The sequence below is a fragment of the Luteolibacter rhizosphaerae genome, from assembly GCF_025950095.1.
Taxonomy (GTDB): Bacteria; Verrucomicrobiota; Verrucomicrobiia; order Verrucomicrobiales; family Akkermansiaceae; genus Haloferula; species Haloferula rhizosphaerae.
On sequence record NZ_JAPDDR010000020.1, the window covers coordinates 1 to 22,571 of the forward strand.

A 22,571-nucleotide genomic window follows, 5' to 3' on the forward strand; every position below is an offset into this window, starting at 1 on the left:
AGGTGACCCGGAGCATGAGCACCGGACGCTGCGAGCCCTGGTCAAATACTGCTGCTACGACAAAAGGAAACGGGCGAACTTCAATCAAACCTGGAACTCCGGAGCCTTAACCTGACGCGCATGCCCAAAGGGGCTCAAGGAGCTCACGACCCAAGATGATTCCCTCACTCCCCCACCGTCGCCACCTTCGGCACGAAACAATCCGGCAAGTGCCCCTCGTTCCATCCCTTCTCCGCCAACAACCCGTAGACCTCCCTCAAACGCCCCGCATACACCGCATCGGTCGGCGACTTCCCCAGCGGCACCGAGACCGTCGCAGTCCACGTCACATCCGTGCGCCCCGTAGCCGCCACCTTCGCTTTACGGATGCTCTCTAGCAGCACCGGGTAACGCACCAAGATCCCTTTGAAGTAAAACTGGCCTCGCTCATCCACCTTGAACTCGATGTCCCCCTCATCACTGAAGTACCACGAAAGAAGCTCCGCGGTCTGCTCGACATGCAGCACGCTCACCCGCCCGTCCTTCATCAGGATACCACCCACATTCATCTCGCAGGTGCAGTCGTCATAGGTCTCCGGCAGCAATTCCACCCGCTTCGGCGTGTTCGGCGAAACCTTCCGCAGATCCTCCCACTGCTCTTGGGTCAAGGTGATCGAGTTCAGCACCGCGATCTCCTCCGCTTGAGAGGCATTCGGCCGGAGCATCGTGTGTGGCACCATCACCTTCCCGTCTTCCACCGGAATCCCCGCGCCCAGGCACGGCAGGATGAGACACGAAGCGAGGAGAGGCAGGATCCGTTTCATCGGCGAAGACACGCCGCTAAAATGCACCTTTTCCAGCACTTACGCAAGCCTTCTTTGATGGACCCTGAAGCCCCCTCACTCCCCGCCAAGCATCCCCGGACTATCCGCGTAAAACTCCGTGAACCCGCAAGTCCGGCAAACCCACGCAGATACCTTGCTCGTGGCCTTCCCGCGGAAGAACATCGCCTCCGGCTTGCTAAAGGTCGCCACCGTCAATTCCTTCTCCAGGTTCCCGTGACCGAGGTCGATCACCTTCGCATCCGCGATGATGTCCTTGCCGTGGCACTTCGGGCATTCCTTGCTCCTCTTCATGCCGCGATCCTGCCTGAAGCGCGCCTCACCCGCACTTGGAATCATCGCCATGAAATGGAGCGCCCTTAGCGCCCCGGGATCCGCCGCCAGAATGCCAGCGTCGCGGTGTTCTTCCGGTTCGTCACCCGCTGCCCGTCCACGCTCATCGTCTCGAAATCCATGGTGAACTCCCACATGTCGCTGCCGCCCTCCGTGATCACGAAGGTATCCGTGCCGGTGATCCGCCAGCGCAGGTGACCGCTCACGGAGTTCTTCGTCACGATCCTCCCGCCCGGGAGAAACTTCCACACCTGTGTGGGATCCCCCTTCCACAGCCATTCGGTGTTGTCGAAGTAGGCTGCCACCAGCTTGCGGCCGGCCCCATCACCGGAGCCCCCCAGCTTCTTACGCAGGCCAGCGATCACATCGCGCAGCTCCGAATCCTCCGGCAGCGGCGTCTCGATCTCCCGCAGCTCTTTGAGGTAAGCCGCGTCCGCCTCCTTGTAGCGTGAATCAAAGCTCCGCTCGATCCGGTCCAGCGAATCGAAGTAACCCATCTGCCGGCGACGTTGCCCCGCACTCATTCCGTTCAACGGGCGTCGGTCCTCCGAACCCGCTTGGATCGACGAGCGCAGCTTCAAAAGCATCGCCGCCTTGCTCACTTCGCCGCGCTTGCTCGCCTGCATCTCCGCCGCTGCCAGAGAAGACACGAAATTCCGCTTCAGGCTCTCTAGCGCGGCCTGCCGCGAGGCATCCACCGCCTTCACCGCACGGGCGTGATTCTCTGTGGCGCCGGCCAGTTCCGGCGGCAGCTCCCGCGCCGCGACCAAGCGACAAAGCGCCAGCGAAAGCAGCATGCCCGCAAACCATCTCATCGGCCTCTGAAACTACTTCCAGGATCGGTGGGGTCAAGGGAAGCGACCCCTTGACCCATCCGTGTTTTTACCGGCCCCGCTGCCGCCGCTGATCGTCCTGCTGGCGCTCGGTGTCGCGCTGCCGTTCCTGCCGCGAGCGTTCTTCCTGCTCTTGGCGGGCACGCTCCTGCTGTTCACGGCGCGCTTCCTCTTGCTGGCGACGGGCCTCTTCCTGCTGACGACGGGCTTCCTCCTGCTGCTGCCGCGCCTCCTCTTGCTGGCGCGCACGCTCTTCCTGTTGTTCCCGCATCCGCTCCTGCTGCTCGCGCCGTGCTTCCTCTTGCTGACGGGCACGTTCTTCCTGCTGTTGGCGGGCCTGCTCTTGCTGGCGGGCACGTTCTTCCTGCTGCTCACGCATCCGCTCCTGCTGCTGGCGGCGTTGCTCCTCCTGTTGCTGACGTGCCTGCTCCTGCTGGCGGGCTCTCTCTTCTTGTTGCTCTCTCATGCGCTCCTGTTGCTGGCGGCGTTGCTCTTCCTGCTGCTGACGGGCTTGCTCTTGTTGGCGGGCTTGCTCCTCCTGCTGTTGCTGGCGGCGGGCCTGCTCCTGCTGCTCTCGCTGCATGTCACCTTGCTGGCGACGGCGATCTTGTTCCCGCGCCTCATCCTGCTGACGGCGATTCTGTTCGGCGCGTTCTTGCGCCTGCTCCTGCTGCGCGCGGCGATTGGCCTGCTCTTGGTCATTGCGGGCCTGCTCCTGCTGGCGACGCGCGGTCTCTTGCTCGTTACCGCGGCGCGCCTGCTCCTGCTGCTCCCGGCGCGTTTCCTCCATTTGTTCGCGGCGGGTCTCCTGCGGCGGATTGTTGTCACCCGCTTGCTCCTGGGGCCGTGGTTGCGGCTCAGGGCGTGGCCGCGCAGCGGGGCGATCCTGCCCGCGACCTCCGCGCTGCTCTTCCATGCCTTCATTCCCGCGCTGCGGCTGTGTCGGCTGTTGGGCCGTTTCATTCGGCGCGCCTCCTTCCTGCGGGCGCACTTGCTGTTGCTGCTGGCGGGCCTGTTCGAGATTCTGGCGACGCGCCTCCTCGATCCGTTCGCGGCGTGCCACGCGCGCCGGATCTTCTCCCCCTTGGCGTCCACCCTCGGCTTGGCCTGCGCCTTCACGCGGCTTGCCCGTCTGTTGACCGGGACGCTCCGGACGACCCGGCCGCTCGCCTTGCCCCGGCCCGCGGTTCGGTCGTTCGGCATTGCCGCCATTCGCTTGCCCTTGCTGCGGGCCGCGATTCGGTCGCTCCGCATTGCCGCCATTCGCTTGCTCGCGGCGCGGTGTTTCAGCACCCTCTTGTGAGCCGCGCTGGCGTCCATGTTCGCGCAATCTCTCGGCATTGCGGCGATAGTTGTCCGCTGTGGAGTTGCGGCCTTCACCACCGCGCTCGCGGGTGAAACGCTCGCGGCGCTCTTCCACGATCTCCTGCTGCCGCTCTTGCAGACGACCCTGCGCGGCCTGCACTCGCTCACGGTTTGCCTGCAGCCGCTGCTGGCGATTCGGGCCTTCGCCCTGCTCGCGATTCGCGGCCTGCGCTTGCGCCTGCTGCTGTTGCCGCGCTTCGCGGAAGCGTTCACGCCATTCCGGCCGGATGCCCTGCGGCGAGCGCACCACTTCGAGTTGCTCGATCCGGCCAGCCACCCGCGACGGACGCAGCGCGGCATTCCAGCGCGCATTCAGATTCGGTGCGAAGACCGCCAGCTGATTACCTTGGAACTGCGCGGCCCGGTGACCGCGGTCCTCCAGACCACGCAAGCGATCGAGGCGCAATTGATACACCGGCCACGGACGATTCACGAGTCTGCGCAGCTTGTCCCAGCGCGGACCACCGCTCACCACATGGTTGTGCTCCACATGGATGTTCGTGATGCCCGTCGAAATCGAAATGAAGTGGTGATTCCTTCCCGGCGGCAGGCAGTGCTGCCACAGCGGCTCCGCCATGTGGCGGCAGTGCACGAAGATGAAGCAATCCGAGCCAATGCCGAAGTCCGTGTCCACGCTCGTGCCCCAGCTATGGCCACGATAGCACAGTGTCTCCGGCGGCAGCGGTGCCCAGCCGACATGATCCCCGCCCTCGCGCCAGCACACCCACGAGGGTGCCCACTCGTCACCGGGGATCCACACCCAGCCGCGACCCGACAGGCAGGCCCAGCGGCCGTAGTGGAAGCAGGCCCAGCCGAAGGGCTCGTCCGAGACCCAGTTCCAGCCCAGATTCGTGCAGGCCCAGCGGCCGCGCGTGTAGGGTCGCCATGAGGTATCCTGCACCACCACCGTGGGCTGGTAGACGTAGCCGTAATCCGGCGTCTCGAACCACGAGCCGTGCGGCTGCAGGTCCTCGTAGAAAGTCTCGTAGTCGGCCACCGGCTCTTGGATCTCCGGCAACGGCTCGGGTTCCCAATCGTCCAAGGCCCCGGTTCCTGCTTGCTGGGTCTCCTGCTCCGTGAGGTAAGACTCGCGCGAGGCCAGATCGCCTGCCTGCTGGCTCAGCGCCGCCTCGCGTTCATCCAGCTCGCGCTGGCGCTCCGCCAGTTCTTCGTCGGTCGCCGCGGCATCCTGTTCACGCTGGGCCAGACGGTCCTCACGTGCCTGTCGCAGCGCTTCCTTCTCCTCCTCCAAGGCCAGCCGTTCTTCCTCCAGCCGCTGGCGCTCGACCTCGATCCGCTCATCCTCCAGCGCCGCCCGCTGCGCCGCGGCATCATCCCCGCCCGAAGCCCCCTCCCCGCTCGTGGACTTCTGCTTTTCACAAGCTGCCAGCAACAGGCATAGCGCCGGAGTGGCCCAGAGGAATCGGGGATGCTTCATGGGAAGTATGGGATTACTCGAACTTCGACGGAAGTCCGCTCCCACTATTCAATCGCTTGCGCAGAAAATCCACCCGCGAGCGTCATCCGACCGCACAGCGCTCAAATCTGGGTGACCTCCGTCTTCCCCAACGTGGCCACCTCGTAGTCCACCCGTGCCGGACCACCGCGCCCACCGGGTACTTCGCGTCGCACCACCCGGGTGCCGAGCAGTTCCTCCATCATCCGCAGTTCCAGATGGATCGCCCCGGGATAGGCCGCGAAGATCGCGTGCAGCGGGTGATGGTACTCCTCGATCCGGAAGCCCTTCGCCGGATCATACCGGCAGCGGCCGAAGCAGCCTTCCTTCTCCCGCAGGCCCGAAAGCATCGTGGCCCGCTCCACCAGCGAGCGGGTCTTCGTCAGCTTCGGCCGCCAGCGCTCGCGGAGCTGGCTGAAGTACTGCAGCAGCAGCCGCTCCGGCGCGGTGTCGCCGAAGAGCGTGCGCGCCGCATCCAAAAGCTCCAGTGAAAGACCCACCCCGGCCTGCGGGAATATCGCATCGGCTTTCGGCGCCATGCGATACATGATCTCCGGTCGCCCCACCTCCTGCCGCGGCAGCCGCCAGCGCTCCACATAGCCCATCTTCACCAGCTTGTCGCACTGGTCCTTCATCCCCATGTAGCTGGTTCCGAGGCGCCGGCTCAGCTCGCTCACGGGCAGACCGCCGGAAACCTTCAGCTCCTCGATCACCTTCACCCAACCCTCCTTCACCAACTCACGAAACCCCGGCAGGAACATGCCCTGACACTCCCCGCCTTTGCCCCGGCGGCGCAAACCAAAATCTGGAAAGACTTCGGGCAAAAGTGCCTTTCCGCGCCACCATGCTATAACTCATTCTCTGACTCCTCATTAAAACCCACCTTTAGATCCAATTCCGTCATTTTTTTCTGGATTAGAGGAGCTTCAATGCCTAAAGCCGATCCCATGCACGACTTGCGTCACGTCTCCGGTCTCTTCGACATGAGAGCCGATTTCGTTGATGCCCAGCCCTATGGCTCCGGGCACATCAACGACACCTACTGCGCGTGGTACGACCAAGCCGGCCTGCGCATCCGCTTCATCCACCAGCGGATCAACCACAATATCTTCAAGGATCCCGCCGCCCTGATGGAGAACATCGAGCGCGTCACTGCCCATTCCCTCGCCCGCCTCCTCGACCAAGGCCACCCGGAGGCCCACCGCCGCACCCTCACCGTCATCCCCGCCCTCGACGGCAGGCCCTACGCCATCGACCGCGACGGCAATTTCTGGCGCACCTACCCCTTCATCGAGCGTGCCCGCGGTTACGACGAACTGAAAACCAATCTCCAAGCCGAACAGGCAGCCCGCGCCTTCGGCGAATTCCAGAAGCTCGCCGCCGACCTCGGCGGCACCCGTCTCCACGAGACGATCCCCAATTTCCACCATACGCCCAAGCGCCTCCAAGCGCTCCAGGACGCCATCGACGCGGACATCGCCGGGCGCGCCCGCACCTGCAAGGCCGAGATCGAGTTCGCCCTCGCCCGCGCCACCGATTGCCGCCGCGTGACCGACATGATCGCCGCCGGTGTGATCCCCGAGCGCGTGACCCACAACGACACCAAGCTCAACAACGTGCTTCTCGACGACGTGACTTCGGAAGGGGTCTGTGTGATCGACCTGGATACCACCATGCCGGGCTCGGTCCTCTACGACTTCGGCGATATGGTGCGCACCGCCACTCCCACCACCCGCGAGGACGAAGTGGATCTCTCGCTCGTCGGCATCCGTCTCGACCGCTTCGACGCCCTCGTCCGTGGCTATCTGGACAGCGCCTCTTCCTTCCTGAACATCTCGGAGATCGGCATGCTCGCCTTCTCCGGCAAGCTGCTCACATTGGAATGCGGCATCCGCTTCCTGACCGATCACCTGCAGGGTGACGTCTACTTCAAGACCAAGCGCCCCGGCCACAACATGGACCGCTGTCGCTCGCAGTTCGCCATGGTCCGCGCCATCGAGGAGAACCTCGAGCAGATGGAAGAGATCGTCCAGGACGTCGCCGGCAGCAGCAAGATCGTTGTCGCGGCCTGATTCCCGAGACGTCTTCGCGCTTTTCAAGTCGTGCGTCTTCAAGTCTTCTGTCTTGCGTCTCTTCCATGAAAATCCTCGTCACCGGAGGCTCCGGTTTCATCGGCTCCCACATCGTCGAGCACTATCAGGACAAGGCGGAGGAGATCCGCGTGCTCGATAACCTGCGCACCGGCTATCGCAAGAATCTCGATGGCCTGAAGTGCCACTTCATCGAGGGTTCGATCACCGATCGCGATACGGTGGCAAAGGCCGTTGAGGGAGTGGACTACATCTTCCACATGGCGGCGCTGGTGAGCGTGCCGGAATCAATGGCCAAGCCCGCCGAATGCGTGGACATCAACGTGCACGGCCTGCTGAACGTGCTCGAAGCCGCGGCTGCGGCCGGGGTGAAGAAGCTCGTCTTCGCTTCTTCCGCCGCCATCTACGGCGACAACCCGACGGTCCCGAAGCTCGAGAGCATGCTGCCGGAGCCGAAGAGCCCCTACGCGGTGACGAAGCTCGACGGCGAATATTACCTCGATCTCTTCAAGCGTGAGCGGGGTCTCGAAACCGCCGCCATCCGCTTCTTCAATGTCTTCGGCCCGCGCCAGGATCCGAAGGGTGCCTATGCTGCCGCCGTGCCGATCTTCATCGAGAAGGCACTTGGGGGCGAGGACATCACCGTGCATGGCGATGGAGAGCAGACCCGCGACTTCATCTACGTGAAGGACATCGTCGGTGCCCTTTCCTTCGCCGCCGAGACGCCGGGCGTGACCGGTGTCTTTAACGCTGGCTATGGCGGCCAGATGACCATCAACGATCTGGCCAACAAGATCATCGCCTCCTCCGGCTCCGCGGCCAAGGTTTTCCACGGCCCCGAACGTGCGGGTGATGTGAAGCATTCCCGCTCCAGTGCCGACAAGCTGCGAGGCGCCGGCTGGACCCCGAAGCATTCGCTCGACGAAGCGCTCGCCACCACCTTGGAGTTCTTCCGGAAGTAGGCTGCTCACTCGTATTTCCATTTCAACGCCCAAGGATCGGCCGTCTCCTTCTGTCCCGCCTTGAGCCGCTCTTTCATCGCCTCGAGTTGAGCGCGGTGTTGCGGGTCGTCTGCCAGATTCTTTGATTCGGCCGGGTCGGCCTTCAGATCGAAGAGTTCGAAGACAGGGCGCTGGATATAGGAACCGACCGTGCGCTTTCCATATGGCGCATCCAGCCCCTTCTTGTATTGCGCCTGCCAAGTCGATGCCGCCCACAGGTCGGAGGCAAAGGGATAGGGCAAGGGAGCGGCAATGTTCCAGATCAGCTTGAACTGCCGGTCGCGGATCGCGCGCATCGGGTAATACATCTGGATCTCGTGGAAGGTGTGCGATGCCAGGACCGAATCCCAGCCCTCCCCGTGCTCCTTGCCGAGCAGGTTTAACCACGACTTGCCGTGGTAACGCTGGAACTTCGGGCCGGGGTTCTCGCCCTTCCCTAGCTTCGCCACCGGTAACAGCGTTTTCGGCGCCCGCTTCCCGGCATCGTAGCCCTCCGCCGCATCCAGCAAGGCGGGCGTGATATCCGCGTGCGAGATCATGGCGTCATTGACCGCGCCGCCGTTCACGCCCGGCATCTTCACGACGAAAGGCACTTTCAGCCCGGCTTCATACACGGTCGTCTTCGCGCCGGGGAAGGCCATGCCGTGATCCGCCGTGAAGACGATCATCGTTTTCTCGTACTGCCCCGCCTCTTTCAGCGCCGCCACCAAGGCTCCGAGAGCCTTATCCGTGCGAGTGACACTCTGGTAGTATTGAGCCAGCTCCCTGCGGCACTCCGGCGTGTCCGGCAGGAAATCGGGCACCGGGAGACTCGCCGGATCGTAGGTGACCTCCTCAATGCCCGGATAGGTCTGTCCTGTCGCGGGATTGCCGAAACGGTTCGGCTTCAATTCTTCCGGGGCGGTCGAGTCATCCTCCGCACCCCGATGCGGATCGTTGGTCCAAAAGCAGAGGAAAAAGGGCTGCTCCGTTTTCTCGTTGAAGAGCGGCTTGCAGGCCTCCACCCAGTCCGGCGTTTTATGCGGTCCCCTTGAAGCGATCCAGCGCTCGAAGCCGTATACCGATTCCGGTGCCACGTGCAGCTTGCCGATATGCGCGGTGCGATAGCCCAGCGACTTCAACTGCAGTGGCAGGCTGAGCGCCGAGCAGCTCTCGAAGGTCTCGAACTTGTGGTATTCATGCACATGGCCGTACTGCCCGTTCGCATGATTGTGCAGGCCGGTCAGGATCACCGAACGGCTCGCCGAGCAGGATGCGGTGGTGGCGAAGACCTCCGTGAACCGCGTGCCCTCCTTCGCGAGTTGGTCGAGATGCGGCGTCCGGATCAACGGCGATCCGTAGCAGCCCGCGATCGGACTCTGATCGTCCGTGACGAAGAGCACGATATTCGGCCGCGCCACCGCACTGGCGATGAATGCCGGGAAGAGGAGCAAGAAGCTGCGGAGAAGCATCACCTGCTTACGGAAGAAGAGAGCAGTTCTATTGAAAGCCCACCGCGTCGAAGGCTTTTGGATCGCATCGCCCGATTTGTCCGCGCAAGGAGGTCAAACGGCATGACTACTTCGGCAGCTTCTCCAGCTCCGCATCCGCCGGATGCTTCCCTTCCGGTCCGTTGAGCTCCATCTTCTCATAGGCCTTGGTCACCGCGGTCTTGTTGGTATCCTCCACGAAGCCGCCGTTGGCGAGGTAGAAGCGCTTGCCGATGGTTCCTGCGCTGCGGTCGAGGCGCTCCTCCTTGCCGTGACCGTCATGGGTGAAGGCGGCTTTGTTAAGAGGCAGCCATTTGCCGGAGTGCGTTTTGATCCAGCCGTTGCCGAATTCACACACGCGGCGTTCCTGGCCGTTCTGGCCGCCGAAGTTCTCGTTGAAGGAGTAGAGGCCGTGCAGGTACTTCCCGTCCTTTGGCGCGCGGAAGGAGGAGACGAGTTCCCAATCCTTCTTCTTCGAATCGCGGAACCAGCCGGTGTAGATCGTCACATCGCCCTCCGCCTGTGCCCGCATCAGGAAGTGCACCGTGTCACCGAGCTTCCATGGATAGACGAGGTGGCTGTGACCGCCAGTCCCCTCGTTGCCGAAGTCACCGGCATTGGTCTTCGGCCCCTTGGCCAGAAGCTTCACCCGGTTGTCATCATGAACCTTGCCGCGGTCGATGGCCTCATTGCCGGAATCCCAGACCGAGAAGATGATCCGCCGCTCGGTCGGGCTGTTCACCTGCATGCCGAAGTAACCGCGATGCCAGCCGGTCGCCATGTAGTAGCTCCACAGCGGTTCCGTCTTCGGGGTAACTTCGAGGTAAAACCACTCCACCTCCTCCTTCGCTTGCGAAGGCACCTCGTAGCCGAGATGGATAGAGGCCGAATTGCGGCGCTCCACCTTCGAGAAGTGCGCCCCCTCCGAGGCCGGGCCATCGAGATTCAAGGAACGCAGGTCCGGCAACTTCCCTCTCCCTTCCAGCGTGAAGCGATAGTAGCCCGGCTCGGCGATCTTAACGGAGCCGAATGCAACCGACTCCCCCTCTTCCTTGCCATCCAGCTTCCATGACTGGGCCGGTTTCGCCTGCGAGGAGACGGTGAGCTTCAAAGTACCGCCTGCCTTCCCCACCGTCGCCAGGGAAACGAGCAGCTTCCCCTTGTTCGCGATGTGACCGTACCAGGAAAGGCTCGTGTCCTTCTCCCACTGGGTCAGGTTACCATCCTTGGCCCGGTTCACCCCCTTGTTGGGATCCGGAGTGCTGTAGGCGGTGAAAGCAGGGATCTCCACCATCGCGGGAGCCAAGCCTGAACTCGCAAGAAGGAATACCAAAAGGCACTTTTTCACGCCGGAGATTCGCTTTTACGCCATATCGGTCAATGCGAATCCACAGGCTACTGTTTTCCCGACTAACATATCTCCGCGAAAGAATGGAATGCTTGAATGTTAGATAAGAACCCGCCATATGGCCCCCGCGTGACGCTGCCCAAGCATTTCAGCACCATGAAGCGGCCGGTCTACTGGTTGCTCGCCGCTTTCCTTATCCCCACCGTGATCCTCTTCGCCGCGGGGAAGGTGAATACCTTGGAGGCCCAGATCTTCGTGGCCGTGCTGGCAGGAGGTGCCGCGCTGGTATCGATCCCCGCTCTCTTCCCGCGCCGCACCGGCATGTCCGTGGACCAGCACGGGATCACCCTTCACCGCCTGTTCTGGCGCAGCCAGTTGCGCTGGGAGCAGTTCCGGAATTTCTCCGTGGTGGATTTCGATGACACCGGCCTGGGTCTCACGCCGGCATGGGCCCGCTACGGAATCGGCTATCAGGTCCACGATGAACGCGAGCTGAAGGCTCCCGGCCTGCTAAAGCGCTTTCACCGCTTCTACGGCTGCCATGGTTCCCTGCCGCCGGTGGATGGCATGCGGGCGGAAGATCTGGCCCGCCTGCTGAATGCGGCGCTGCGCGACTATCGCTCCCGCTCGACGGAGGCGTGATTCCCAGTGGAACCACAGGCTCTTTGGGAGCGGGGCCTCCCCGTGAAAGGGTAAGGCTTACGATAAAGAAAAGGGCGGCCGGGAGGATCCGCAGCCCGGAAGCGGCAGCAGCGGCTCATCCCTCCCAGAAAGAGCCTGCACATCTGCTTCTCCACAAGCTGCGGATCGTCGCGACCGCCCTCGTTTTGAAATCTTGTTAGCCGGGATTACCAGCCGCCTCCGAGGGCCTTGTAAAGCCCAATGGAGTTTACCGCACGCGCAAGGCGAAGTTGAATCAAAGCTTGGCGTGATTCAAACAGGTCTTGTTGTGCGGTGAGCACCTCGAAATAACTGTCGACCCCTTGGCGATAGCGGGCATCGGCGAGCTCGAAACGCTTCTGCTGGGCCGCGACCAAACTCTGATAGGCCTCGATCTGGCCGGCCAAGCCGGTGCGAGCGGCGAGACCATCGGCCACCTCGCGGAAGGCGGTTTGGATCGTCTTCTCGTAACTCGCGATCTCGATCTGCTTGCGCACTTGGGCCAAGTCGAGATTCGCCTTGTTCAGACCGCCATCGAAGATCGGCACGCTGACCTGCGGGCTGAAGGCCCAAGCGGAGGATCCGCTCTGGAACAAATCACCCAGGCTGCGGCTGGCCGTGCCGGCACTGCCGGTGAGCGTGATGCGCGGGAAGAAGGCGGCACGCGCGGCACCGATGTTCGCGTTTGCGCCCTTGAGCTGGTGCTCGGCTTCAAGAATGTCCGGACGGCGGCGCAACAAATCCGAGGAGACCCCGGCGCGGACTTCCGCCACCAGCGCGCCTTCCAGCGAACGGCCCTCCGGCAAGCTGCTCGGCACCGGAGCACCGATCAGCACCGCCAAGGCATTGTTCGTTTCGGACACGCGCTGCCGGTAAGCGGCGAGCTGGGCCTTCGCGGTCTGCACCTGGATGTCCACCGAGCGCAGGTCCAGTTCGGACACATCGCCGGCATCGAAACGCTTCTGGGTCAGGTCGTAGGTTTCGCTCACCGCATCCAGCGTCTGCTGGGCGAGATTGATCTGCTCGATCGCCGCACGCTGGTTGAAGTAGGCATTCGCCACTTCCGCCACCAGGGAGATCTGCACGCCCACGCGGGCGGCATCGCTGGCGAAGTACTCCTGCAGCGCCGCATTGCTCTGGCTGCGCACACGGCCGAAGATATCCAGCTCGTAGGAGGTGACGCCCACCGACACCTCGTAGGCGCGGGACTCGATCGCCGTGCCGGTGCCGAGGGCACCCGGCTGGCGGCTGCGGGAACCGCCCGCCCCCACGTTCACGGTGGGGAAGAGCGCGCTGCGGGTGATACCATACTGGGCACGGGTCGCCTCGACATTCAGCGCCGCCACCCGCAGGTCACGGTTGTTGTCGATCGCCATCTTGACCAGCCGCTTGAGCCGCGGGTCGGAGATGAACTTGTTCCATGCGATGTCCGCGGAAACGCTGCCTCCGGAATTACCCGGGTAGTTTTCAGGAACGGGTGAGTTTACGCCTTCGAGTTTCGGCTCGAGGTTGCAGGAACCCAGCAGGACGGGGAATGTCAGTGCAATGAGATGCGGCTTACGCATGATTGAGGTCTCCGGTTAGAGGCTGGGAGGGTTTTTCCGATTCCGGATTTTTAGCAGGACTGAATCGATTCACGATGCTGCGAACAACGACGTAAAACACGGGCACCAGGAAGATCGCGAGGACCGTGCCCGAGATCATGCCGCCTGCAACCCCCGTGCCAATCGCATTCTGACTGGCGGAGCCCGCGCCGCTGCTGATCACCAGCGGCACCACGCCGAGCACGAAGGCCATCGAGGTCATCAAAATCGGACGGAGGCGCAGTTTCACCGCTTCCAAGGTGGCTTCGATCAAGCCCTTGCCCGCCTTTTCCAAATCCATCGCGAACTCGATGATCAGGATGGCGTTCTTGGTCGAGAGACCCACCGTGGTGAGCAGACCCACCTTGAAATACACGTCGTTTGGCAGGTCGCGGAAGGACACAGCGGCGAGTGCCCCGATGATCCCGAGCGGGACCACCATCATCACCGCCACCGGGATGGACCAGCTTTCATAAAGGGCGGCGAGACAGAGGAACACGATCAAGACCGAGACGCCGTAGAGCATGGGGGCCTGGTTGCCGGAGATCTTTTCCTCCAGCGACTGGCCGGACCATTCGAAGCCGAGACCTTCCGGCAATTGCTTGGCCAAGCTTTCCATCTCCGCCATCGCCTCACCCGAGCTGCGGCCCGGCTTGGCCGCGCCCTTGATGTTCACCGCCGGCACCCCGTTGTAGCGCTGGAGCTGGGGCGAACCGAAGGACCACTCGGTCCGGGTCACGGACGAAAGCGGCACCATCTTGCCCTCCTTGTTCCGCAGCCAGATCTTACCGAGGTCCTCCGGCGTCATGCGGAAGGGCGCATCGAGCTGCACGATCACGCGCTGCACGCGGGCACCGTTCACGAAGTTGTTCACGTAAGCCGAACCGAAGGCGGTCTGCATCGTGGTATTGATGTCCGCGAGCGAGACACCGAGCGCACTGGCCTTGTCCTGGTCGAGCTCGATCTTGATCTGAGCGGTGTCGTTCAGGCCTTCCGGACGCACGCCGGTGAGCACACCGTTGGGATCCGCCGCATTCGCGCCGGCCAGACCGAGAAGTTGGTCACGCGCCGCCATCAGCTTCTCGTGACCCACGCCGCCATTATCCTGCAGCCAGAAGTCGAAGCCGGACGAAGTGCCGAGTTCCGCGATGGCCGGCGGGTTGATCGGGAAGACGAAGGCGTCCTTGATCCCGCTGAGGCCGCCGATGGCCCGCTTGATGATTTCCTGCACACGGTGCTCCGCCCCCTCGCGGTCCTCCCACGGCTTCAAGCGGATGAAGGCGAGGCCGGAGTTCTGGGCCTTACCCGTGAAGCTGAAGCCCGCCACCGTGAAGTAGTGTTCGATCTCCGGCTGCTTCGCAAAGTACTCCTCCATCTTCACCAGCGCCTCGCCGGTGCGCTCGTCGGTCGCGCCGTCCGGCAGGGTCACCAGCGTCAGGAAGTAGCCTTGGTCTTCTTCCGGCAGGAAGGAGGACGGCATCTTCTGATAGAGGTGGGTCACGCCGAAGCACACGATCACCAGCGCGAGCAGGCCGGCCCAAGTGTGGCGCAGCGTGGCGCCCACGATTCCCTGATACTTGTTGGTGGTGGCGTCGAAGGCGCGGTTGAACCAGCCGAAGGGTCCGCGCTTGGCCACGTGGTGACCGGCGTCCACCTGCTTCAGCAGGGTGCCGCAGAGCGCCGGGGTCAGCGACATCGCGAGGAACACCGAGAAGATCATACACGACACCATCGACATGGTGAACTGGCGGTAGATCGTGCCCACCGAGCCACCGAAGAAGGCCATCGGGATGAATACCGCGGTCAGCACCAGGGTGATACCGATCAGCGCGCCGGTGATCTGGCTCATCGCCTTGCGGGTGGCTTCCTTCGCCGGAAGCCCCTCCTCGCTCATGATGCGCTCCACGTTTTCCACCACCACGATGGCGTCGTCCACGAGGATACCGATGGCCAGCACCATGCCGAACATGGTCAGCACGTTGATCGAGAAACCGAAGGCCGCCATCAAGCCGCAGGTGCCTAGTAGCGCCACCGGCACCACCAGCGTGGGAATCAGCGTGGCGCGGAAATTCTGCAGGAAGAGATACATCACCAGGAACACCAGGATGATGGCTTCCACCAGGGTCTTGATCACCTCCTGCACCGAGATCTTCACGAAGGTGGAGGTATCCAGCGGATAGATCACCTTCACACCCGGCGGGAAGAAGGCCTGCAGGCGCTCCACTTCCTTGCGCACACCCTCGGCAGTATCCATCGCATTCGCGGTGGGCGAGAGCTTCACGGCGGCAGCCGCGGTGGGCTTGCCATCGATACGGGCCTTGATCGAGTAATCCTGGCCGCCGAGTTCCACACGGGCGACATCGCGCAGATAGACGCGCGAGCCGTCGGTATTCACGCGCAGCACGATGTTCCTGAACTCCTCCGCTTCGCGCAGGGTCGAGCGGCCTTGCAAAATGATGTTGAGCTGCTGTCCGGGAGCGGCGGGAAGCTGGCCGATCTGGCCCACCGGCACCTGCGTGTTCTGAGCCTGGATCGCCGCATTCACATCGCCCGGGGTCATGCCGTAGCTCACGAGCTTGTCGGGATCGAGCCACACGCGCATGGCGTACTGCGTGCCGAACTGCACCACTTCACCCACGCCCTGCACGCGGCGCAGCGGGTCGAGCACGCTGGCAGCCATGTAGTTGCCCAGCTGGATCGCATCCATGCTGCCATCGTCCGTGGTCAGCGCGATGAACATGGCGAAGTTACGCGTCGCCTTCGCCACCACCACACCCTGCTGCTGCACGGTGGAAGGCAGGCTCGGCGTGGCGAGCTGCACCTTGTTCTGCACCTGCACCTGCGCCACATCGGGATCGGTGCCGGGCTTGAAGTAGAGCGTGATCGTCGCGGAGCCGTTCGCATCGCTCGCGGACGTCATATACAGCAGGTTGTCGATCCCGTTGAGGTTCTGCTCGATCACCGAGGTCACGGTATCGGTCAGGGTCTCGGCGGAGGCACCGGCATAGTTCGCGGTGATGGAGATCGACGGCGGTGCGACCGCCGGATACTGCGCCACCGGGAGCTGGGTGATCGAGATGATCCCCAGCAGGGAGATCAGGATGGAAACCACCCAGGCGAATACGGGGCGGTCGATGAAGAATTGGGCCATTGCGGGATGCGTCTGGAGACTGAATGAATGGACGGAGGGATAGCGGGTCAGGCCTTGCGCAGGCTTGGACCGCGATCAGCCCTTCTTGCCGTCCTGGGCTTCGGCTTGGCTGGTTGCCGCCTTGGCCGGTTGGAAGGGCTCGGGAACCACCGGCGCACCGGGGCGGGCCTTGAGCAGGCCTTCCACGATGACCTTCTCGCCGGCCTTGAGACCGGAGGTGACGACCCACTTGTCGCCCACCGCATTGTCCGTCTGGATCATGCGGATCTGCGCGTGGTTCGATTCGTCGATCACCATCACGCTGCCACCGCCGCCCTGAGTGCGGGTCACGGTGCGCTGCGGCACGGTCACGACATTCTCCTTCACCGCCTGCACCACCCGCACGCGGGCGAACATGCCGGGAAGCAGGATCTTCTCGGGATTCGGGAACTCGGCACGGAGCGTGACCATGCCCGTGGTGGGATCCACCACCGCCTCGGAGAAGAGAATCTTGCCGGACTGAGAGTACTCGGTGCCATCTTCAAGCAGCAGCTTGGCGGCAGTCTTGCCTTGCTCGGCTTGGATCTCGCCGGACTTCATCGCCCGCTGTAGTGCCAGCAGGTCGGCACTGGATTGGGTGAAGTCGAAGTAGATCGGATCAAGCTGCTGGATCACCGCCATCAGCGTGGTTTCGCCCTCCCCTACCAGGGCACCTTCCGTCACCTGCGCCCGGCCCACGCGGCCCGAGATCGGGGCGGTCACCGTGGCGTAGCCCAGATTCAGCTCGGCGGTCTTCAGCGCGGCAGCGGCGGCCTTGAGTTCCGCCTCGGCCACCTTCACGGCGGATTCGGCATTGTCATAGGCCTGCTTGCTGACCGCGTTCGAGGTCACCAGTTCCTTATAGCGGTCGAGCTGGGTCTGGTTTTGGTGAAGGGTCGCCTCGGCCCGGGCCAGAGCCGCGGCGGCATTCTCCTTCACTGCCTCCAGCGGGGCGGGATCGATCTTGAAAAGCACGTCGCCCGCCTTCACGTCGGCACCTTCCTGGAAGGTCTTTTCCAGCAGGATGCCGCCGACACGGGCGCGGACCTCTGCCAAGCGCACCGGATCGATACGGCCGGGAAGCTGGCGGGTGATGCTCACGGTCTCCGTGGCTGCCGACACGAAGGTGACCGCGGCGGGCGGCATCTGCGGCGGGCCACCGGCGGCTTGCTTCTTTTGGCAAGCGGGCAGGAGCAGGAGCGAAGTCAGGGGCAGGAAGTAAAGCGGGCGCATGGCGGTGAAAGAGGAAGGATTCAAATGAACAGGAAGAAGGCAGTCGGACCGGGGGCGGGGGCTACCGCCTGTCGTGGGTTTCATCTGCGTCCATCATGGTCATCTGGAAATCGGGGAAAGCGTGTGAGGACAGGTCGCCTCGGTTTTTCTGGTCCGCCTGCTGAAAAATCAGATGCGGAGCGGTGGACTTGGCTCTAGGTAGCGTAGGAGGGATCGGTTGATTCTGAAACGAATGTTTCAGACGTGCGCTTTCGATACCATCGGATTTGAAAACGCGGAATGACTTTGAAGTTTCCAAGCTCGTAACCTGAGGTTACCAGTGCTCAGGGCCATGGAACTTCGACACTTGAGATACTTCGTGGCGGTGGCGGAGGCCTTGAATTTCCGCAAGGCGGCGGAGCGTCTGAACGTGACGCGCCCGGCGCTGAGCAAGCAGATCAAGGACTTGGAGGAAGAGACCGGCATCAAGCTGCTCGACCGCGATACCGTGAGCGTCGCCCTAACCGATGCTGGCGCGGTATTCCTCGCCGAAGCCCGCGCCATCCTCGGCGATGTGGAGCACGCGGTAGCCCTTGCCCGCGAAGCTCAAGACGGTCGCCGCGGCAAGCTCCGCATCGGCTCCGGCGGTCAGATCTCCGCCGGCTTCCTGCCCGAGGCTCTCCGCGCCTTCCGCAGCACCTTCCCGGAGGTCGAGGTCGACTTCGTGGAGATGACCCCGCCCGAGCAACTCGAAGCCCTCGCCAACAACGAGATCCACCTCGGCTTCGCCTACGGTCGCGAGACCGAGAATGTCCCGGGCATGTCGAGCCTGCTGCTCATCCGCTCCACCTTCGGCGTCTCGGTGTCGAAGGAGCATCCCCTCGCCTCCCGCCGATCGGTTCGTCTGGAGGACCTCACCGAGCAGACCATCCTCTGCGTCGGCGATGAGAAGCACTCGACCCATCGCCGCGATATCTTGGCGATGTTCGCTGAGTCCGGTGTCGTCCCTCACGCCACCCGCCAGATCCTCGGCTTCGAATCGCTGCTCACCATGGTCGCGGCGGATCAGGGGCTATCCATGCTGCCCGAAATTCTCGATCTCCGCAGCACCCACGGCATCGTCACGATCCCCCTTCTCACCGAACGCTCCAAGGTCGACTTCACCATGTGGGCCGTGTGGAAGGCGGAGGGCACCTCGCTGCTGGTGCGGAATTTCGTCCGCCTGCTAGAACGGAACCGCCCGCCCGCGGCGATGGCGGTGGCTTGATTCCTTCTCCTGCCATGGGTGTCATTTACTCCGTCTTCCCTTTGGTATCCGAGATCACCGAATGGCTCGATAAGGAGGGCATCCCCTACCCCGCGATCTCCAATCCCCGCATGCCGACCCTCGTCGAGTTGGACGAGGCGCTGGAACATCTGGACGGCGTCGAAGTCTCCGACTCCGGCCTCATCCAATCCACGGATCCAGCCCGGCCTGGGGAGTGGACTCAGATCGTGATCACCGACACGGACTCAGGGGAAGGGGCCTGTGAATTCTATTTCTCCAAGGGGTCGGACGAGGTCGTTCTCCGGGTGCTTCAGAAGGTGACCGCCCTCTGCGGGCCCCATGTTGTTCTGGATGACTCGGCGACCTGGCCGGTGTTGGTGACTCCGGAGGAACCCTTGGAGGATCTGCTTTTGCGCTACCGCAACCCTTGGCCGGACGACGACTAGACCGATCCCGCGATCAAGCGCGCGGAACTCCCCAGCGCTTCGCTTGTCTTGCAGGCAGCCTTGAAGAAGATGTACCCGTGGATCACGAGTTCCAATTCCTCGATCGGCGACGGTAGTTCCACAGCACAGAAGATCTCCACGAAGTCCTCGATCTCCATGTTCCCGTAACCGGTGCCGAGTGCGGTCATCGCGATGGTTCGCAGTCCCGGGATCTCCGCGCAGCGGCCAAGCACCCCGGTAATGGCGCGGCTGGTGTCTTCCCGGCTGGTCTCATAGAATCCGTTTGCCGCGACCACGGCAAACATCCGGCCCCAAGTTCCTTGCGGCTCGATCTCGAAGACCTCACCGCGCATCGCGACCTTCCGTCCGGTCCCGGCCAAGGCACGATGCATCGCCTTCTGCAGGGCATCTCCGTGCTTCCCGAGAAGGCTGGCACCCGCTCCACCGGACAGAAACAAATGCTCGTTGGTCGAAAAGACGATGGCATCCGCCACCGCATCGACGATATCCCCTTGGCGGATCACCTTCACAGCCATCTTCATAGCGCTCCTGCCGCGCACGGACAATCCTACTCTGCTCTTCCCATGCCCAAGATCACGACCCGCCCGCCCAATCTGGAAGAACAAGCTACCCTCGACGGCGCGACCACGTGGGTGAATGAGTTGCTCCAGCAGGAATTCAAGACCGAGGTCCGTCTCACCGGCACCCGCGAGGACATCCCGAATCTGCATACCATGCTGGGCGAAGGCCCCTACACGGATGATCCGGATGCGGAGCTCAGCACCTTCGGCATCGTCTTCGGCCACATCCTCGCCCATGAGATGCCGCTGCGCTGGGTCGTCTACCGCGATGAGCAGGGCAGCGACTTCGCGCTCCAGTATCAGAATCTCCAACTCTTCGTCTTCCCCGGCGACATGCTCGCCAAGCGACTTGAGGAAGGTGAGGGCATCACCGAGATCGACCTCGATGAGCTGCTGGAGAATCTGCGGGAAGCACTGGCTGAAGAGGCGGCGAAGGCTGCCAAATAGGCCTTACTCCCGGGGTGCCTTCCATTCCGCCACCGCGCGGGATACCTCCTCGCCGCAGTCGCGCGAGAGATCGCGCCCGGCATAGACAGACCCGCTATCCCGAGCGCCCGGGGCGGAGTCGTCGATGCTGCGGGCCAAGGCGTCCAAGCCGCCGCGACCGAGGGCATGATACTCGTCGCGTTCGGCTGCGTTCAGCTCGATCAGCACGCTGTATCCGAATGCGCCGTGACTACAGTTCACATCGAGATACAAGCGATCCTCTGCCCCGAGCAGGAACCATGAGCCGGGCTGGTGGTCGATGACCTTCATCGCGTCTGCCATGCCGACAAGCTCCGATGGCAGGCGCGGCGATCAAGCGGGATCGTCGGCTTCGGTGCCGCAGTCGTAGAAGGTCGGCTGATAGACGGACTCCGGTATCTTGTAAGGGCCGCCAAGGTAGTCCGGCAGCAGCTCGGGGAATCTGTGGTAGAGCGGGACCATCGCATCCAAATATAGGTCACCCATCAGCTTTCCCACCACATCCCGATACTGGGTGAAGTTCTCGGCGGTGTCGTGGTCCCTGACGAATGCTGCGCTCTGATTAAGTTGCGCACCGACTCGCGCGAGCAGGTGGCTGAGTTCCTTGGCTTGGTCGGCGGTCATGGAAGAAAGAGACCTTCAGGAGATCATAGCTCGCGGGCTGTTCCAGAGCGATAACAGTCGAGAGCCTCGCCCGCGAGGGGACCTAGCTTTCCTCCGACGACATCCATCTCAATACCCGAATCCCAGCGAGCAGCATCATAGGCGGAGAACCACCTTCTAAACGCGGAAAGCTCCTCAGGGGAAAGCCGTTCGATGGCCGCCCCGATCTCTTCGATGCTGCTCATGGCAGGAAGGCTACGCAGGACCCTAGCGCGGGTCAATTTCCTGCAAGCCCCTCCCCCATCACTCCCACTCGATGCTGGCCGGCGGCTTGGTCGAGATGTCGTAGAGCACGCGGTTGATGCCCTTCACCTCGTTCAAGATCCGGTTGCTGGTCTCGCGGAGGATCTGCGAAGGCAACTCGACCCAATCGGCGGTCATGGCATCGTCCGAGATCACGGCACGCAGGTTGGTGGACCACTCGTAGGAGCGCTCGTCGCCCTTTACACCCACGGTCTTGACCGGGATCAGACCGGCATAGGCCTGCCAGACCTTCTCATACCAGCCGTGCTCCTTGAGCTTGCCGATGAAGATCGCGTCGCACTCTCGGATGATGTCCAGCTTCTCGACCGTGATATCGCCGGGGCAGCGCACTGCCAGGCCGGGGCCCGGGAAGGGGTGACGCCAGAGGATATCGTGCGCGATGCCGAGCGAGGCCCCCAGCGCCCGCACCTCGTCCTTGAAGAGTTCCGCCAGCGGCTCCAGCACCTTGCCCTGCGCCTGCAGTTCCAGGATGCGGTCCACGCGATTGTGGTGGGTCTTGATCTTGCTCGCCTTCGACTTCGCGTTCGAGGCGCTCTCGATCACGTCCGGATACAGCGTGCCCTGCGCCAGCATCTCGGCATCCCCCACCGCATCCCAGAAGGTATCGATGAAGAGTTCGCCGATGATCTTGCGCTTGGTCTCGGGATCGGCCACTCCGGCCAAGGCGCCGAGGAAACGCTCCGAGGCATCGATGGTCTCGATCTCCACGCCCATGCGGTGGAAGTTGTTCTGCACCTCCGCGGTCTCGTCCTTCCGCATCAGGCCGTGGTCGACATAGATGGCGCGGACATTCACCCCGGCCTCGTGCAGAAGTACGGCGAGCACCGTACTATCCACGCCGCCGGAGACCCCGCAGACCACCTGCTTGCTGCCGACGGTCTGCTTGATGCCCTCGATCAGCTCGCGCTTGAAGTCCTCGATGTGGAAAGGCGCCAGCTCGCCCGCGGTCAGCAGGAAGTTGTGCAAGATCCGGTTGCCCTCGTGGCTGTGCGTCACTTCCGGATGGAACTGGATGCCGTAGAAGCGCTCGTCCCACTTCAGCGAGACCGGCGTGCCGTGCTGGTTCGCCGCGATCACCACCGCGCAGGCCGGCAGGTTTTCCACCGTGTCCGAGTGGCTCATCCAGACCTGCGAGTTCTTGGAAACTCCTTCGTAGAGGCCGCTGCTCTCGCCGGGCACCAGCGTGGCCGGGCCATACTCGCGGCGGTTGCTCGCCTTCACGCTGCCGCCGAACTTGATGTTCAGGAGCTGCATCCCGTAGCACACGCCGAGCACCGGCACGCCGAAACCGTTCAGCGCCTCGAAATCGAGATCCGGTGCATCCGGCTCGGAAGTGCTCTTCGGCCCGCCCGAGAGGATGATCGCACCCGGCTTGCCGATGTTCGGGAAATCCTCGAGCGCGTAGAGCTTGGCGAAATAGCCCAGCTCGCGGACCCGGCGGACGATGAGCTGGGTGTACTGCGAGCCGAAGTCGAGGACGGCGACGTGATTGATTTCCTGCATGTGTCGGGGAAGAAAGTTCCAAGTAAGAAGTCCCAAGGGCCA

General features: G+C 63.1%; 21 protein-coding genes. 6 read left to right on the forward strand and 15 right to left on the reverse strand.

Annotated features, from left to right (window positions below; genetic code table 11):
- Nucleotides 1–164: 164 nt before the first annotated feature.
- The 5 genes from OJ996_RS24905 to OJ996_RS24925 all read right to left on the reverse strand — a co-directional run bounded on the left by OJ996_RS24905 (nucleotide 165) and on the right by OJ996_RS24925 (nucleotide 5,569).
- The gene (locus OJ996_RS24905; protein ID WP_264516472.1) at nucleotides 165–803 is read right to left on the reverse strand and encodes a hypothetical protein; all 639 of its coding nucleotides are present in this window, start codon (nucleotides 801–803) and stop codon (nucleotides 165–167) included.
- A gap of 75 nt (nucleotides 804–878) precedes the next feature.
- Nucleotides 879–1,115 carry a hypothetical protein gene (locus OJ996_RS24910; protein ID WP_264516473.1) on the reverse strand — a complete coding sequence of 79 codons (237 nt, stop codon included), beginning with the start codon at nucleotides 1,113–1,115 and terminating at the stop codon, nucleotides 879–881.
- A gap of 65 nt (nucleotides 1,116–1,180) precedes the next feature.
- Nucleotides 1,181–1,969 (reverse strand): hypothetical protein, encoded by a 789-nt coding sequence (locus OJ996_RS24915; protein ID WP_264516474.1) that lies wholly within the window; start codon nucleotides 1,967–1,969, stop codon nucleotides 1,181–1,183.
- Nucleotides 1,970–2,036: 67 nt separating this feature from the next.
- Complete coding sequence (locus OJ996_RS24920) at nucleotides 2,037–4,790, reverse strand: DUF6600 domain-containing protein (protein WP_264516475.1); 2,754 nt, start codon at nucleotides 4,788–4,790, stop codon at nucleotides 2,037–2,039.
- Nucleotides 4,791–4,891: 101 nt separating this feature from the next.
- Complete coding sequence (locus OJ996_RS24925; RefSeq protein ID WP_264516476.1) at nucleotides 4,892–5,569, reverse strand: helix-turn-helix transcriptional regulator; 678 nt, start codon at nucleotides 5,567–5,569, stop codon at nucleotides 4,892–4,894.
- A gap of 186 nt (nucleotides 5,570–5,755) precedes the next feature.
- On the opposite strand from OJ996_RS24925, the gene OJ996_RS24930 reads away from it, so the two are divergent.
- Together OJ996_RS24930 and OJ996_RS24935 are read left to right on the forward strand one after the other, a co-directional pair.
- Entirely contained in the window at nucleotides 5,756–6,880 is a 1,125-nt protein-coding gene (locus OJ996_RS24930) for a phosphotransferase enzyme family protein (RefSeq protein WP_264516477.1), read from the forward strand.
- Nucleotides 6,881–6,945: 65 nt separating this feature from the next.
- On the forward strand, nucleotides 6,946–7,860 hold the full coding sequence (locus OJ996_RS24935; RefSeq protein WP_264516478.1) for an NAD-dependent epimerase/dehydratase family protein: 915 nt from the start codon (nucleotides 6,946–6,948) through the stop codon (nucleotides 7,858–7,860).
- Nucleotides 7,861–7,865: 5 nt separating this feature from the next.
- Here the strand turns inward: OJ996_RS24935 and OJ996_RS24940 are convergent, their stop codons facing one another.
- Together OJ996_RS24940 and OJ996_RS24945 are read right to left on the reverse strand one after the other, a co-directional pair.
- Nucleotides 7,866–9,350, reverse strand: coding sequence for a sulfatase family protein (locus OJ996_RS24940; RefSeq protein WP_264516479.1), 1,485 nt, complete (start codon nucleotides 9,348–9,350; stop codon nucleotides 7,866–7,868).
- Between the two features lie 106 nt (nucleotides 9,351–9,456).
- Complete coding sequence (locus OJ996_RS24945) at nucleotides 9,457–10,662, reverse strand: DUF3472 domain-containing protein (RefSeq protein WP_264516480.1); 1,206 nt, start codon at nucleotides 10,660–10,662, stop codon at nucleotides 9,457–9,459.
- A gap of 183 nt (nucleotides 10,663–10,845) precedes the next feature.
- Here OJ996_RS24945 and OJ996_RS24950 point away from each other — a divergent pair, with 183 nt between their 5' ends.
- On the forward strand, nucleotides 10,846–11,358 hold the full coding sequence (locus tag OJ996_RS24950) for a hypothetical protein (protein ID WP_264516481.1): 513 nt from the start codon (nucleotides 10,846–10,848) through the stop codon (nucleotides 11,356–11,358).
- A gap of 206 nt (nucleotides 11,359–11,564) precedes the next feature.
- Here the strand turns inward: OJ996_RS24950 and OJ996_RS24955 are convergent, their stop codons facing one another.
- The 3 genes from OJ996_RS24955 to OJ996_RS24965 all read right to left on the reverse strand — a co-directional run bounded on the left by OJ996_RS24955 (nucleotide 11,565) and on the right by OJ996_RS24965 (nucleotide 17,361).
- Nucleotides 11,565–12,941: an efflux transporter outer membrane subunit gene (locus OJ996_RS24955; protein ID WP_264516482.1), complete on the reverse strand. Its 1,377-nt coding sequence runs from the start codon at nucleotides 12,939–12,941 to the stop codon at nucleotides 11,565–11,567.
- Nucleotides 12,934–16,110 (reverse strand): efflux RND transporter permease subunit, encoded by a 3,177-nt coding sequence (locus OJ996_RS24960; RefSeq protein WP_264516483.1) that lies wholly within the window; start codon nucleotides 16,108–16,110, stop codon nucleotides 12,934–12,936. The genes OJ996_RS24955 and OJ996_RS24960 overlap by 8 nt, the downstream gene beginning before the upstream one ends.
- A 75-nt stretch (nucleotides 16,111–16,185) precedes the next feature.
- A complete protein-coding gene (locus OJ996_RS24965) occupies nucleotides 16,186–17,361 on the reverse strand; it encodes an efflux RND transporter periplasmic adaptor subunit (protein ID WP_264516484.1) in 1,176 nt (391 codons plus the stop codon).
- Nucleotides 17,362–17,692: 331 nt separating this feature from the next.
- On the opposite strand from OJ996_RS24965, the gene OJ996_RS24970 reads away from it, so the two are divergent.
- Together OJ996_RS24970 and OJ996_RS24975 are read left to right on the forward strand one after the other, a co-directional pair.
- On the forward strand, nucleotides 17,693–18,607 hold the full coding sequence (locus OJ996_RS24970; RefSeq protein ID WP_264516485.1) for a LysR family transcriptional regulator: 915 nt from the start codon (nucleotides 17,693–17,695) through the stop codon (nucleotides 18,605–18,607).
- Nucleotides 18,608–18,621: 14 nt separating this feature from the next.
- Nucleotides 18,622–19,053: a hypothetical protein gene (locus OJ996_RS24975; protein ID WP_264516486.1), complete on the forward strand. Its 432-nt coding sequence runs from the start codon at nucleotides 18,622–18,624 to the stop codon at nucleotides 19,051–19,053.
- Here the strand turns inward: OJ996_RS24975 and OJ996_RS24980 are convergent.
- Nucleotides 19,050–19,589: a macro domain-containing protein gene (locus OJ996_RS24980; protein WP_264516487.1), complete on the reverse strand. Its 540-nt coding sequence runs from the start codon at nucleotides 19,587–19,589 to the stop codon at nucleotides 19,050–19,052. The genes OJ996_RS24975 and OJ996_RS24980 overlap by 4 nt on opposite strands.
- 48 nt (nucleotides 19,590–19,637) lie before the next feature.
- On the opposite strand from OJ996_RS24980, the gene OJ996_RS24985 reads away from it, so the two are divergent.
- Nucleotides 19,638–20,081 (forward strand): DUF3806 domain-containing protein, encoded by a 444-nt coding sequence (locus tag OJ996_RS24985; RefSeq protein WP_264516488.1) that lies wholly within the window; start codon nucleotides 19,638–19,640, stop codon nucleotides 20,079–20,081.
- Nucleotides 20,082–20,084: 3 nt separating this feature from the next.
- Here OJ996_RS24985 and OJ996_RS24990 read toward each other — a convergent pair whose 3' ends face one another.
- From OJ996_RS24990 to guaA, 4 genes are read right to left on the reverse strand one after another with little or no spacing between them, the layout of a single operon-like run.
- Nucleotides 20,085–20,402, reverse strand: a complete 318-nt coding sequence (locus OJ996_RS24990) for a hypothetical protein (RefSeq protein WP_264516489.1) — start codon at nucleotides 20,400–20,402, stop codon at nucleotides 20,085–20,087.
- 30 nt (nucleotides 20,403–20,432) lie between these two features.
- A complete protein-coding gene (locus OJ996_RS24995; RefSeq protein WP_264516490.1) occupies nucleotides 20,433–20,723 on the reverse strand; it encodes a hypothetical protein in 291 nt (96 codons plus the stop codon).
- 23 nt (nucleotides 20,724–20,746) lie between these two features.
- On the reverse strand, nucleotides 20,747–20,947 hold the full coding sequence (locus OJ996_RS25000; RefSeq protein WP_264516491.1) for a hypothetical protein: 201 nt from the start codon (nucleotides 20,945–20,947) through the stop codon (nucleotides 20,747–20,749).
- Between the two features lie 58 nt (nucleotides 20,948–21,005).
- Nucleotides 21,006–22,529: a glutamine-hydrolyzing GMP synthase gene (gene guaA, locus OJ996_RS25005; protein WP_264516492.1), complete on the reverse strand. Its 1,524-nt coding sequence runs from the start codon at nucleotides 22,527–22,529 to the stop codon at nucleotides 21,006–21,008.
- Nucleotides 22,530–22,571: the final 42 nt, after the last annotated feature.